Source organism: Desulfonatronum thiodismutans, from assembly GCF_000717475.1.
Taxonomy (GTDB): Bacteria; Desulfobacterota; Desulfovibrionia; order Desulfovibrionales; family Desulfonatronaceae; genus Desulfonatronum; species Desulfonatronum thiodismutans.
Map to the genome: position 1 here is coordinate 1 of NZ_JPIK01000014.1, position 13,318 is coordinate 13,318.

General features: G+C 59.8%; 8 protein-coding genes and 1 pseudogene. 3 read left to right on the forward strand and 6 right to left on the reverse strand.

Annotated elements, in window-relative coordinates; translation table 11 throughout:
- The first annotated feature begins 251 nt into the window (after positions 1–251).
- Positions 252–3,401, forward strand: a complete 3,150-nt coding sequence (locus GY33_RS0111940) for a hypothetical protein (protein ID WP_152555181.1) — start codon at positions 252–254, stop codon at positions 3,399–3,401.
- 33 nt (positions 3,402–3,434) lie between these two features.
- On the opposite strand, the gene GY33_RS21990 is transcribed toward GY33_RS0111940, so the two are convergent.
- Positions 3,435–3,938, reverse strand: coding sequence for a sensor histidine kinase (locus GY33_RS21990; RefSeq protein ID WP_407637392.1), 504 nt, complete (start codon positions 3,936–3,938; stop codon positions 3,435–3,437).
- Between the two features lie 36 nt (positions 3,939–3,974).
- Positions 3,975–5,294: pseudogene (locus GY33_RS0111945) on the reverse strand (histidine kinase dimerization/phospho-acceptor domain-containing protein); the annotation flags it as partial.
- Between the two features lie 342 nt (positions 5,295–5,636).
- Between GY33_RS0111945 and GY33_RS0111950 the strand changes: the two are divergent.
- Positions 5,637–6,872, forward strand: a complete 1,236-nt coding sequence (locus GY33_RS0111950) for an inorganic phosphate transporter (RefSeq protein ID WP_031387561.1) — start codon at positions 5,637–5,639, stop codon at positions 6,870–6,872.
- 28 nt (positions 6,873–6,900) lie between these two features.
- Positions 6,901–7,578, forward strand: coding sequence for a DUF47 domain-containing protein (locus tag GY33_RS0111955; RefSeq protein ID WP_031387562.1), 678 nt, complete (start codon positions 6,901–6,903; stop codon positions 7,576–7,578).
- 276 nt (positions 7,579–7,854) lie between these two features.
- Here the strand turns inward: GY33_RS0111955 and GY33_RS0111960 are convergent, their stop codons facing one another.
- The 4 genes from GY33_RS0111960 to GY33_RS0111975 all read right to left on the reverse strand — a co-directional run bounded on the left by GY33_RS0111960 (position 7,855) and on the right by GY33_RS0111975 (position 13,000).
- Positions 7,855–10,500: a cytochrome ubiquinol oxidase subunit I gene (locus tag GY33_RS0111960; protein WP_031387563.1), complete on the reverse strand. Its 2,646-nt coding sequence runs from the start codon at positions 10,498–10,500 to the stop codon at positions 7,855–7,857.
- The gene (locus GY33_RS0111965) at positions 10,497–11,570 is read right to left on the reverse strand and encodes a hypothetical protein (RefSeq protein WP_031387564.1); all 1,074 of its coding nucleotides are present in this window, start codon (positions 11,568–11,570) and stop codon (positions 10,497–10,499) included. The genes GY33_RS0111960 and GY33_RS0111965 overlap by 4 nt, the downstream gene beginning before the upstream one ends.
- 173 nt (positions 11,571–11,743) lie before the next feature.
- Positions 11,744–12,553 (reverse strand): ParA family protein, encoded by an 810-nt coding sequence (locus tag GY33_RS0111970; RefSeq protein ID WP_084185137.1) that lies wholly within the window; start codon positions 12,551–12,553, stop codon positions 11,744–11,746.
- A gap of 63 nt (positions 12,554–12,616) precedes the next feature.
- Positions 12,617–13,000: a response regulator gene (locus GY33_RS0111975; RefSeq protein ID WP_235185515.1), complete on the reverse strand. Its 384-nt coding sequence runs from the start codon at positions 12,998–13,000 to the stop codon at positions 12,617–12,619.
- Positions 13,001–13,318: the final 318 nt, after the last annotated feature.

A 13,318-nucleotide genomic window follows, 5' to 3' on the forward strand; every position in this document is an offset into this window, starting at 1 on the left:
CAGCGCCGATGATACTGCGGTTCTAACCGTGGGAAAGTAGGACGCCGCCAGATCATTTCTCAAAACAAAAACGCCCGCTTAGATAACTAAGCGGGCGTTTTTGCGTTCAAATGCCGAAGTGAACGGGGCATTCCTCATCTGCCTCGCGAGGGGGGGAGAATTGTGCATTGTTCGGGATATTGTTACACTTAGGTTACAGGAGTGCGTTGTTTCTCGATTTTGCCAATTTTTTAACACTTCGTGGATATTTTGTGAAACTGTCGACCCTTGTGGACCGCCTTTATTTTGATCGGAAGGACTTCGAGTTGCTGGGCATCGTCAACGATGTCTTGCAGGGTGAGGATGAGCCCAACTTGAAGAGCCTGCTTACCCCGTATCTGCACCCTCACGGCATCAAGGAGATGGCCGCCAGCACCGGGTTGCGAGTGGCCTACGCCGTGGTTCGGTTGTTTCGGTCCTTGGAGCGCAGCGATGTAGAGGAACGTTTACGCACCCTGCGGGCGTTGCGGGAAGAGATTTTCTCCATGTCCGGCGTGGCGTTGCGCAACAATACGGCTCGGGTGCTGTTACAGATCATGAAGGAGTTGGTTCGGGCCGAGGACGAGAGCGCCAAGCTCCAACTCGCTCGGGATTTCCGGGACGCGGCCACCGGACGCCCTAGGGCCATTGCCCGTCAGTTGCTCAAATACCACCTGGTGGAAATGCCGGAGGCCTGGAACCAGATAGCCTTTGACGATCATGTCCACGACGCCAACACCAAGGGCCGCAAGTCCGCCACTCACCTGATCATGGATGCCTGGATCAAGGGCATCCGTCGGCTCAGGGTGATCTACTACAACTCCCTGACTCCGGATGTGGCCGAGGAACTAATGCGCGCGGCGGAGATCATGGAAGTGGACGTTCGGGTCGGGCTGGAGTTTTCGCCGCGATTTCGCGGAAGGTATCTTCGCTTGATCTGGACGCCTCGAGGCTTTACGGACACCCGTGATTTTCTGGAGTTCATCCGCCAACCCGACGTCCAGGAGTTCATGGACGAGGGCCGTCGAGCTTCCGACTTCAAACAGGCCTATGTCTTTGCGGTCCTGGACGCCTTCAACGCAACGCATCGTTTGGAGATCAATCGTCGTTTCGGTGTTCTGATGCCCGAACTGTCCAAGGACGACTTGCTCCATCTGGTTGGCACCGGACAGCCTTCCTTGCACCACTTAGGCAAACTGATCCATGACTCACTGTTGTCGCTGTTTAGGGAGCGGCTGGACGATCTGCATGAATGTTGCGCTTTTGGCGGGGATGCCCAGCGTCGTGCGGCCATGGAACTGGCCGAGGATATGAATCGGTTCGACGCCGAGGCCGTGATTGAAGGCTATCTCCGTCCGTCTCGAAACCCCAATCTTTTCAACCCGTTCATTCCGGCTGATGACGACCAGGCTCCACCGTTTTTACGGGCGTCCTTGCCGGAACTGTTGGCCCGTTTGGAACGCCTGCACGCCCGGTTCAGGATCACGCTGGGGCTTAGCGGGTTATGGGCCGAAGACGTTCTGGAATTGCTGGACCAGGCTCAGGGACGGATAACCCGCCTGGAAGCCTTCAATTTCAAGGATGCCGCATACGGGCGGTGTCCGGATCAAGCCCGCATCCTGGAACTGCAATCCGCTCTTAACTCCGGCAATGCCGTGCGCCTGAAGCGTTGCGTCATGGACATCGTGCACCGGGTGGAGGACGATCCGGAACGTGATCCGGAGCAAAAGGCTGCACTGCGGAGAATTCTTGAGGAACTGGAGCATTTTCGGGGGTATTACCGGAACACGATGCTCAAGTCTCGCATCGGAACGGACTCCACCGGCGGATCGGCCAAAGTTCCGGGGATGGGGTTGGTCGTATTGGATACGTTGCCGAAGAAGAGTCGGCAGCAGGTTGAACGTCTGCGCGGCGAGCCGCAGAACAGACGAATGGCTGCCCATGAAAGCACTCCGGAAACCATGTACAGGGCGATCCAGGAGTCTCCTCGGGCCTGTGCCTCCGGAAACGGCAGGCGCTGCATTCCCATTCGGATTGATGTGGCTCTGCGCCGAACGTACAGTTCTGGTCGCCGTAACCAAAGGCAAAGCCAATGTCTGGGGCTGGGTCTGCGAGAGCAAGGCGCTCGAAGTTTTTGGCGTCGTCCGATGAACGAGGAATGGTTAGTTGAAGGGTATCGCTGCGTTCCGCCCGACCAAAGCAATATTCGCCTGCTGGGCGGGTATGCCAACGAGGAGGAAAAGAAGCTGCTCCTGGACTGCGCCACGGCTTCCAAGGCGAAGGAGCGCCCGCATTCGCGCTACCTGAATACGCATCTCAAAAACTGGTTGAAAATCTTGTGCGGTTTTGTTCCAGCCTTCGCCACCTTCGCCGTGACCAAGGACTGGTGGGTGCTTGCGTATTTCGGAGCGTTGATCTGGTTCGGAATCACCGGGGTGCGCAACATCATCCAGGCCGTGCTCGGGGCCGGAGGGTTGCGGAGGACTCCGTTTTTGCATTGGAGCGAATACGTCAAATGGAACCGGATCGCGGATTCGTTGATGTACACCGGGTTTTCAGTGCCGCTGCTGGATTTGCTGGTCAAGACCATGCTTCTGGATCGAGGGATGGGGATCACGGCCGAGTCCGGGCCGCTGGCGCTGTATGCCGTCATGGCCGCGGTCAACGGGCTGTACCTGGCCGGGCACAATCTGTTTCGCGGACTGCCAAAGGTCGCTGCCGTGGGCAATCTGTTTCGGACGATACTCTCCATCCCGCTGGCTTTGCTTTTGAATTTCTTGCTCGGCTTTGCGCTGGGGGCCGCCGGCGTGCCGGCGGTGGGAGCGGTGCTCCAGAATTGGGCCGCGGTTATATCCAAGCTGGCCTCGGACGTCGTGGCCGGCTTCATCGAGGGGTTGGCAGACCGGGCCGTGAACTTCCGGGAGCGGACCCTGGACTACGCGGCCAAGCTGCGTGGAATGTTCGATGTCTACGCCGCTCTGGAACTGCGGCATCCGGATAGCGAAGTGCTCAGCGTCCTGGAAAAGCCGGAGCGGTTCGTCTGCGCGGCGACGAGGGAGGAAGAGAGTCTGAACCTGGCTGTTGTCGTCAATTCTTTGGATTTAATGTACTTCTGGATGTATCAGCCTCGGGCGCGGCATGTGTTGGAGCGGTTGATGCGCCAGATGAGCCAGGAGGAGCGGCGGGTGTTTTTGCTCTCCCAATATGTGCTCCAGCGCGAACGGGATATTTCACAACTCTTTCTGGACGGCTTGGTGGGTAAAAATTTTTCGCGCGCCTTAGCCTTTTATCTTCGCGGGTGGCGGGGCTATCTGGAGGACATCCAGCGTCTCGCGGGGCATTTGCCGTCCGCGGAAAAAGAGGTTCGCCCGGTCCCTTGCTGAGTCTCGGGCAAAGAAGGCGGGCGAGTATCCTGCTCAGTTTGCCTCGGGTTTCCTGCTCTGCGGCGGCACGGCCTTGAGGGTGAACAAAAATGTCGCGCCTTCGCCCGGGGTGCTTTCCACCCAGATTCGACCGCCGTGGTGGCGGACGATATGCTTGCAGATGGCCAGCCCCAGGCCCGTGCCGCCATTGCCCTCGCTACGGGCCGCGTCCTGGCGGTAGAACCGTTCAAAGAGGCGTTCCTGGTGTTCGCGGGGAATCCCGGCTCCATGGTCCCGAATGGCGAAAACTACGTACTCGCCTTCCGGACGGCAGGAAATGGTCACCTTGCCTTTTTCTGGGCTGAATCGGACGGCGTTTTCCAGGATGTTTTGAAAAACCTGAACGAGCCGGGACTTGTCGCCAAGCACCCATACGCCTCCCGGGGCATCTTCCTGGGGCCTGCTCAACTCCAGATTGTTTTCGAACCGGATTTGCTTGCCCTGGGCCAGGGGGGCGCACATCTCCATGGCCGAGCGCAGGGACTCGCCGGCGTCCATGATCTCCAATGTATTGCTGGGAGCCTCGGCCTCCAGACGGGCCAGCTTAAGCAGGTCCGTGACGATGTTTGCCATGTGTTCGGCATTGCGCTGGATGATCCGCAAAAAGGAGCGGGTGGTTTCCGGGTCCGGCTGCGGGTTGCCCAGCAGGGTCTCGGTGTAGCCCTTGATGGACGTCAGCGGGGTTCGCATCTCATGGGAGACGTTGGCCACGAAGTCCCGGCGAATTTTCTCCATCCTTCTGGGAAGGCTGACGTCCTGGACCACCAGCACGGCCCGTTGGCCGCCGGAGGGGTCCTGATAGGTGTTGATTCTGGCCTCCAGCTCGTTCCCGCCGGGGCGATGGAGCAAGAGGCGCTCTTCCTGGTCCGACGTGCCGTGCAGGACGCGCTCCATGGCCGAGGCCAGTTCCGGCTCCAGGGTGGCTTCCAGAGTGGTTTTGCCTTCCAGTTTCTGTAATTTGGGGAAAAACTTGCGAAAAGCCGGATTGGCGGAAACGATCCGTCCATCCTGGCCTAGGGTGAGCACGGCCTCGCTCAAGCCGTTGAATAAGGCTTCGAGTTGGGCTTTTTGTTCCTCCATGCGGTTCACGTGCCGGGAAATTTCTTCGGCCATGGTGTTCACGGCCTCGGCCAAGGGGGAGAATTCGCTGCCCTGGTCAACGTGCAGGCGGCGGTCATAGGCTCCTTTGCCGACGTCGGAAACCAGACTGATCAGCCGCCTGATGGAGGAGAAAATCGTCTGGGTGAACCAAAAACTCAGCAACAGGGAGGCGATCAGGCAAATTCCGAGAATGAAGAAGAAGCGCTTTTTGAGAATGTCCACCTGGTCGTACAGGTTGGACAGGGGCAGGGCGATGCGCAGCACTCCGGCGGTTTCGTCGCTCATGGGGCAGCGCTGGGCGACATAGATCAAGTCCCTGCCGATGGTGTCGCTCAGCCGGATGTCCGTACCGACGCGACCTTCCCGGGCGACCATGATTTCCGGGCGCGTTCCATGGTCTTCCACCTCCGCCAGGCGGTCGGCCCGGACATGACTGTCCGCCGCGACCCGGCCATCGACGGTATAGGTCAACCGGACGTCCATCCGACCCCCAAGCTCGGTGACCCAGGCCTGCATCGCGGCTTCGTCGCCGTGAAGTCCCGCGGAGAGGAATTGCCAGCAGGTGGCGTTGAGCAACTTTTTGGCCCGGTCCTGGCCGTGGTCGATCAGGTCCGAACGGACGGTTTGGGCCAGGAAAACGTACATGGGGATGAACACGACCAGTAACAACCCCCAGAACAGGGCCAGAATTCGAAAACGCAGGGATGATTTCGCCATGGCGGGCCTCAAGAAGTTCGGGGCAAGACGTCGCATTTGCACCCGATACGTTGACAATTATGGTTGAAGCAAACAGGTCGGGACATGCCCGAGACGGCTTGGGACGACCTGGGACGCTCGGGAAGGTTTATTGAGATCCCGCGCTGCATACAGGCCGACGGAAGGAGCTGATCTTCTGTTATAGGCCGTTTGTTACAAGATGTTGACGATATTTTGACAAACAGGTGAAGATTCTATACCTGACGGTTGCTCCATAACCGCCCCTTGGTGCTTGTTTCCTCATCTTACGGCGGAACCCTTCACGCCGCAACGAGCTGGCGTCGGAGCGGCGATCATAGAGCTCGAAACCATTCAGGAACTCAACCCACCCCACACATAATGGACATCGTCACCATCGTCCTGATTCTTGCCATTGTCGGAGGCCTGCTGATGGCCTTCAGCATCGGCGCCAACGACGCCGCCAATGCCATGGCCTCCTCAGTGGGGTCTCGGGCCATCTCCGTACGCCAAGCGGTGGTGATCGCCTCTACCCTGGCCTTCGTGGGTGCCGTTTTTCTCGGGGCCAACGTGGCCGCGACCATCTCCCGGGGGATCATCAACCCGGAGATGATCGAGGATCAGAACGTGCTCATGCTGGGCATGCTGGGGGCGCTGCTTTCGGCCGGTCTGTGGGTGCTTCTGGCCACGGTGTTCGGTTTTCCGGTCTCCACCACCCATTCCATCGTGGGCAGTATTCTCGGGTTTGGATTCGTGGCTGGCGGGCCGGAGGTGGTCCGGTGGGGAACCATGTTCGGCATCGTGTTGTCCTGGATTATTTCGCCGTTTTTCGGGGCATTGCTGGCCTATCTGGTATTTTCGCACATCCGCAAGAAGGTGTTGAGCGCCCGGGACTTCGTCCGCAACGCTAAGCTGTGGGCTCCTTTTTGGTTGGCCATGACCGTGGTCCTGGTCATGTCGTCTTTTCTGCTGAAAATGCCCATGGGCAAGGCCCTGGGAATCAATATGTACGCCATTTTCGGCATTGCCTGCGTCGTGGCGGCGGTGGTCTGGGGTATCGGTTACGTGGTGGTGGGGCGGTTGCTGCATGGCGTGGAGCAAGGCCCGGAAACCATGGAAGAACTGTTTCGACGGATGCAGATCGGCATGGCCTGCTACATGGCGCTTTCCCTGGGGGCCAACGACGTGGCCAATGCCATCGGCCCCGTGGCGGCCATTTGGGTCATCGCCCGGACCGGGGGCTTGGCGGCTTCGGCCGAGGTGCCGATCTGGTTGCTGCTGTTCGGCGGCATGGGCATTGCCGTGGGGGTCATGGTGCTCGGGAAGCGGGTCATGTCCACGGTGGGGGAACGGATCACCCTGCTGACCAACACCCGCGGATTTTCCGTGGGCTTCGGAGCGGCTACCACGGTCTTAATGGCCTCGAACCTGGGCATGCCGGTGTCCACCACCCACGCTACGGTGGGCGGCGTGGTGGGAGTCGGGCTGGCCAGAGGGTTTGCCGCTGTGGATTTTCGCGTTCTGGGGAAAATCGTGATGTACTGGTTGCTCACGGTGCCTGTGGCGGCTTTTACTTCCGTGGTAATTTTTCAATTACTGCGCTGGTTCGTGCTTTAGGCTCGACGGCGCGCAAACGAGGTGACGTATGCGGGTTCGAATTCCTTTTTTGAGCATGATCGGCGGGCGCTCTCCCATGGACGGTCTGCTGGAGCACTACAGTCAGGTGGAAGCCTCCATGACGATCATCAACGAGTCCTTGTTGTGCTATATCGGGGGGGGCAGTTCGTGTAAGGATTTTCAGATCCTGAAGCAGGAACTGGATCAGCTTGAGGACAAGGCGGACAAGATCAAGCGCAATACCCGCAACCATTTGCCCCGCGGACTGTTCATGGCCGTGGATAAGACCTTGTTTTTGAACTATACTCGGGCCCAGGACAACATTCTGGATTCGGCCCAGGACGCCCTGGATTGGCTGAACATCCATACGGTGAAGATCCCCGACGCCTTGCGCACCGGCGGCCTGACCATGGTCGATGGGGCGATTCGAACCGTGGAGCTGCTCAAGCCGGCCCTGGAAGGAACGCTTCGCCTGCTCCATACGGACTTCGCTGACCGTCAGGCGGTCAAGGATCTCTACCGGGCCGTGCGTAGCCAGCACAACGATGTGCGCAAGATGAAGTCCATGTTGTTTCGGGAACTGTTCAGCGCGGATATGGAATTCAAGGACGTCTTCCAACTCCTGCATTTTTTCGAATACATGCACGAGATGAGCCACAACGCCGAAGGTTGCGCGGATATTTTGAGGGCGATGATCGCGCGGTAGAGGAAGGGAAGAGTTGAAGAGTCAGGAGTCAGGAGTCAGAATTCAGGAGGTGGGAAGGCCTTCTGGGTTTGACTTGCATTTCGTTTTAGTTTGCAAAAAATGAACAAGGATTCGCGTGGCTGATGACCGCATGAATCACGCAGAAAAGGCAGCTCGCGAGAGCTGCCTTTTGTTTTTTTCCACCTGTAGGGGCACGGCCCGCCGTGCCCCTACAGGCTCCTGCATTCTGAATTCTGACTCCTGAATTCTGAATTCAGAACTTTGAATTCAGAATCTTCAATACTTCACCGTATTCGGGTGGTGGAAGTCGTAGTACATTTCCTCAATGTGACAGACCGCGCAGTTGTCCCGGCTGCCGATGACGCCCTTGGTGCCCTGGTATTGCAAGGGCTGGATGGCGTCCAGGTCCGGGTGGAATGCGTTCACGGCCGGGTATTCGGCGTGGGTGGGGCCGTGGCAGGCCTGGCACATCAGGCCGGATTCGTCGGTGCGCAGACGGTACAGTCCCGAAGGGCCTCGGACCCAGTCGTTGAAGGCGGAAACGTCGCGACTCGCGGGGCGTTCATAGTCCACGTGGCAGGACAGGCAGTCCGGCTGGTCGTTCCACGGAGTGCGCGGGTTGATGTCCTCCACCGCGCTGACCACCCGGGGCCGCAGGTCGCGCATCAGCCGTTCGGCCTGGGGCTTGCCGGCCTGTTTTTCGCCCTTGAGCAGGGTCAGGGCGTGGTCTTCCAGGGTGCCGTGGCAATGGGTGCAGGTCAGACCGACCTCGCTGGCGTGGACCCCTCGGGCGCAGTAGGTGAAGCTGTCCGGGCCGGTGGGGTGGCAGGCGTGGCAGGGTTCCGGGCCGGGTCGGTCCAGCAGGTAGTGGACGTGGAAGCCGTGGATGGCCGCTGGCAGGTTCAGTCGCTGGGGGTCGCCTTCGGCGCTCAGCAGCGGATCCGGGTGGCAGCTTTGGCAGAGTACCGGGCTGCCTTGCTCGGCATTGGCCAGCAGGGTGGTTCCGTGGCGGCGGTCATGCACGGCCAGGACGTCCGAGGCCGTGTCCGCGGCAATGCCCATGGCTCCGTCCCGCCGCCAGGTTCCTCCGTGACAGTTGTGACAGCCCACCTCTGTGGAGACCGGAGCAATGGCCTGGGTCATGGCCAGGAGTTCCCCGGTTTCGGCGTTGCGGGCCTCGAAGGTGAAGATCGGGTAAGGGTTCAGCGAACCGTCGTCCGCGTAGGGCAGGACCGGGATCCCGCCTGCCATGAAGGTCCGGAAGGTTGGGTTGAGGGTCATTTCCCCGGTCAGTCCCATTCCGGTGGGCCCCACGTTGCGCGGCAGGTCCTTGCCGATCAGGGAATCCGCATAGTCCCAGAACTCCACCTGGGAGGCCGGGTCCATGGAACCCGGAGGAGCGGCGTAGGTGATGACCACGTTCTCGGTGACGATCTCAGGCTGGAAGTCCCGGCGGACCAGCTGGGCGTAGAGCGTGCTGCCCGGGGGCAGCAGGGACCAGTGGGCGTCGCAGTCCGTGATGCACTTCTCGCCCAGGTTGCACCAGGCCAGCAGCACGTATTCGTCCTGGTCCGGATCAAAGGGCGGGATGGTCACTTCGGCTGTTTGTTCCGGCCTTTGAACAGGCTGGGGCGCTTCCCGCTCATGGACCGCGTGGACCAGGAAGTTGGCCAGGGCGTCGCGTTCCTGGGGCGTGCCCGCGAAGCGGGGCATGTATTCATAGACCCGGCCGATCCCGGAGATCATCGCGTCCATGCCGAAGACCCCGAACTTGGCGGTCAGCGGGCGAATGTCGTTGAGCGGTCCGTCGATGGAATGGCAGGACGAGCATTGGCCCCGGAACAGTTCCCGCCCGGCGGCCAGCTTGTTTTCTTCGGTGATCTCCCGGTGCTGGATCCATTTGGCGGACTGAAGGTATCCGGCCTCAGTAATGGCGTCCTCCGTGCCCTTGATGATGGCGTTGGAGTACATGTGGCCGTAAATCACGTAGGGCCGACGCCCGGCCTCGCGGATCATCTCGAAGCTGCCCATGTAGAACAGGCCGATGGCCAGCAGGATCAGGGCCATGGGCCGCTTGATCCCCGCGGGCATCCGTACGGCCATGATCAGGCCTCCTATGAACAACAGGGCCGAGATCCACAGGAAACCCTGAAAGTAGGGCACGATTTCCGGGTTCCGGCCCAGGATCATGGCCTTGGGGCCCTCTGGCAGGATGGACACGTACCACCAGCCGGAGAGCAGCAGAAAGCCGAAGGGAACCAGCAGCCACTTGGCGCAGTGGCGGACCAGGGTTTCGCGCAGTTCCGGGTCCTTTTCCCAGGTGGCGGTGACAAAGCCGTAGAGCCCCGCCAGGATCAGGGCGATGAAGGTCCGGAAGGCCAGGGCCGGCCAGAAGGACGGGTTGAAGAAACCGTCCCAGAAGTCCCGGCTGGTCAGCCAGTCCCCGGGGGTGAGCATGAAGCCGATGATCCCGTTGATCATGAACAGGGACATCCAGGCAAAGAAGAAATACAGCCAGCCGATGAGCATGTGCCTGCGGGGCTCCATTTTGCCGAAGGTGTAGAAGTAGACGAAGATGGCCACGATCTCGGCCAGGAAAAAGACCCACTCAATGGCCCAGGCAAAGACAAAGGTGTGGATCAACTGGGAAGTGGCCGCCGGGGCGACCAGGGAGATGGTGAACCAGATGCCCACCCCGGTCAGGGCTCCGAAGACCATGGTCACGATCAGGAAAAACTTGGCGTGGCGGCGGGTGTAGTCCAGGATGCCTTGGTTGTTTTCCCGCAACCCCTTGCGCTCGGTGAGCACCAGAAACAGCCCCCCGCCAATGGCGAAGTGGGCGATGAACACGTGGATAATGGCGATGATCGCGATGAGCAGGCCGCCGCCTGCCCAATACAGTTCCCAGACCGGATAACTCATGAGCGCACCTCCTTTCCGGCCATGGCGGCCTGCTTGAGCATCCAGGCAATGGCCCCGACTCCCAGGACCAGGGTGACGATGAACAGGATCAGGGGCAGCTGTTCACCCGTCACGACCCGGTCGCTGATGTCAAAATACGGGCTGAGATAGACGTCCCGGAGCAGGTCGCGCTGGAAGACCATCACCGTGACCGTGGTTACCAGGAGCCCCGTGGTCAGGTAGACCTTTTGGCGCATGGCCGTGATCACGCTGAGTACGGCCAGGGAGACACCGACCAGCAGGACGGCCGTATGCAGGCCCGACCCGCCCATGAACAGCAGGAGAATGGGCTGGGGCAAGGCGACCAGAAACCAGATGCCCACGGCGATCTGGGCCATGGTGGCGTAGGCGAACCAGGCCATTCCGTGGGCCACCCAGCGCCTGGCTCCGGTTTCGCCGCGGTCGGCCTTGCGCTGCCAGAGCAGGGCCAGGAACAGCCCGGCCACGGCCAGGGAGGCGACCACGAAATGCAGGTAGCGGGGGATCAGGGTGGGATCGCCCAGGTTCAGGATGGTCCCCCCGGGCCGGTTGAAATATTCCGGCCAGACCTCGGGCCTGAGCATCAGGGTCATGTTGTTGGTGTAGATAAAGGCCGTGGCCAGCAGACAGACCGCGGTCACGGCGATGAACACCGTACGCATGGCCCCCAGGGAGACGTATTTGAAATCGTAGATATAGGCGCTGACGTAGGCCAGCATCACCAGCCCGACCACGGCCAGCCAGTATACGGCCATGAGCACGCTGCTGGTGTACAGGAACTGACCGTAGAGCACCTGGAGGAACAGCAGCGGGGCCACCCCGAAGTTCACGGTGAAGGCCACGATGAAAGGGAGCTTTCGGGAAATGTCCACGGTCAACGGCTCGGTCTCGGGCTTGCCCCGCAGGTGATGGACCAGAGCGATGACCGACGAGCCGAGCATGACGTTCATGAACAGCAGGTGGATGATGAAGGTGAGCAGCAAAAACGCGTAGAACCAGCCCCATTCAACGGGAATGGGCAGGGCCTCGGGGATCAGCGCGGCGGGATCCATAATGCTTCTCCAGGTTTGGTGTGCGGGGACGCAAGTCGGTTTTGAGTGCTTTTCCGCGACGGATCACGTGAATTTGATCACGGTACGACATGGTTAAACTATTATCGCGTCCCCGCGAACCGATCAATAGCCTCTGTGTCAGTCTCTTCAGGAATTGGATGGTTCGGCACGGGTCACGAATCAAAGCGGGGGGGGTTTTTGAGGTTGGTTTTGATTTCCGACCAAAGGTCGACGTAGGACGCAACGCAGTCCGATTTCGGGCTGGAGACCGGCAATGGAGCGCGATGGACTCCCATCCGTTCGATGACGGATCGCGTGGGGATGCAGGTGCGCAGGTAGCCGCCGCCGGGCTTGGTGCCCTGGTCAAAAGCCTCGCGATGGATTTTCTTGCGCCAGTCGAACATGGAAAAAAACGGCAGGATGCGCAGCGGGTGGTCCGTTGTTTCCCGGATATAGGCGCGGACCTGTTCATAGGCCTTGTGGGCGAGGACCGTGGGGATGACCGGCATGATCAGGCAGTCCACGGATCGAAAGATGGTCTCGGACAAGAAGGAAATGCTGGGCGGGCAGTCCAGGAAAACGACGTCGAAGCGCTGACTGAACGTCTCGAAGATCTTGACGAGACGCTTCCGGCCTTTCTTTTCATCCTCCAGCAGGGCGTCCAGGTGACGAATCTGAAAGCCGGCCGGGAGGATGTCCAGGCGGGGATATCCCGTGGGGCGGATCAGGGCGTCCATATCCTTGTGCGCTTTGAGGAGTTGCTTGGCCTTCATTTCCGCGTCCGGCTCGACGTTCAGGTAGAATGTGGCCGCGCCTTGGGAATCCAGGTCCCAGATCAATGTCCGCCTCCCTTCCCGTGCGCAGAGATACGCAAGGTTGACCGTGGTCGTGGTCTTTCCGACTCCGCCTTTCATGTTGTAAACCGCGAGGCTGATCATGCTGGACTCCTTGACCGGTTGAGGGATGCCAGCGCGGTCGAACATCCGCGCTCAACGTGTCTTTGCCATGAATCCCCCCTCAACGGCAACGTCCAGGGCGCGTTCCGACTAAGTCCTGATCCGGGCTGCTTTGACCGCATGCACCAACATCACGCTTCCTTCACGTGAAAGGCGATTGAAATTGTCACGAGAATGTAATCCCGTCGACATGCGGGATTTTTTTACCCAGGCGATATTCCAACCGCACCTCCATTCCGCAATGGCTCCTCGGGCTCGAACTTGCCTCCCGGGGAGCCATTTTTGTTTCGGTGTACCGCCTTCGTGATCCTTCATACTCTCTCGGCCATCGCCAATATCCCGCCACGGCCCAAGGTCGAATCCGCGAGTTTCATCCTCCATTTCCCGTTTGGCCGTAACAAAGATCACCGGAATGGGCGAGGTGGTCGGGCTCATTGTCAGCTGTTTACATTTACATACTTCGAAACCGTCCATGCCCGGCATCATCACGTCCAACATAATCAGTTTAGGGGGCTTGCTCCCGAATTCGCTGAATCGAACCGGGCCCATCCGTGGCCGCCACCAACAGGATCAGATGCTTGGCGTTCCGGTTCACGATTTCTTCCTCCTGTCAGTTGGTCGGGACAATCCTATCGCCTCTTCACCGCCTCTCACGCCGCGAATGAAGATGTTTCACGCTGGTTGCGGCGTGCTGATGACATTTTGATGTCGTTCTCGTGATTTTTTTCAGTGAAACCCATGCTCAGTCCAAGGGCCGGGAACCGGGACTCTTCCGTCAGGAATCGGATTCCA

Excerpts from the sequence above, each read along its gene's own strand:
- GY33_RS21990 (WP_407637392.1), bottom strand. The coding sequence starts at position 3,938 with ATGGACGCCGGCGAGTCCCTGCGCTCGGCCATGGAGATGTGCGCCCCC.
- GY33_RS0111955 (WP_031387562.1), top strand. The coding sequence starts at position 6,901 with ATGCGGGTTCGAATTCCTTTTTTGAGCATGATCGGCGGGCGCTCTCCC.
- GY33_RS0111975 (WP_235185515.1), bottom strand. The coding sequence starts at position 13,000 with ATGGACGGTTTCGAAGTATGTAAATGTAAACAGCTGACAATGAGCCCG.
- GY33_RS0111965 (WP_031387564.1), bottom strand. The coding sequence starts at position 11,570 with ATGGATCCCGCCGCGCTGATCCCCGAGGCCCTGCCCATTCCCGTTGAA.
- GY33_RS0111950 (WP_031387561.1), top strand. The coding sequence starts at position 5,637 with ATGGACATCGTCACCATCGTCCTGATTCTTGCCATTGTCGGAGGCCTG.
- GY33_RS0111960 (WP_031387563.1), bottom strand. The coding sequence starts at position 10,500 with ATGAGTTATCCGGTCTGGGAACTGTATTGGGCAGGCGGCGGCCTGCTC.
- GY33_RS0111970 (WP_084185137.1), bottom strand. The coding sequence starts at position 12,553 with ATGTTCGACCGCGCTGGCATCCCTCAACCGGTCAAGGAGTCCAGCATG.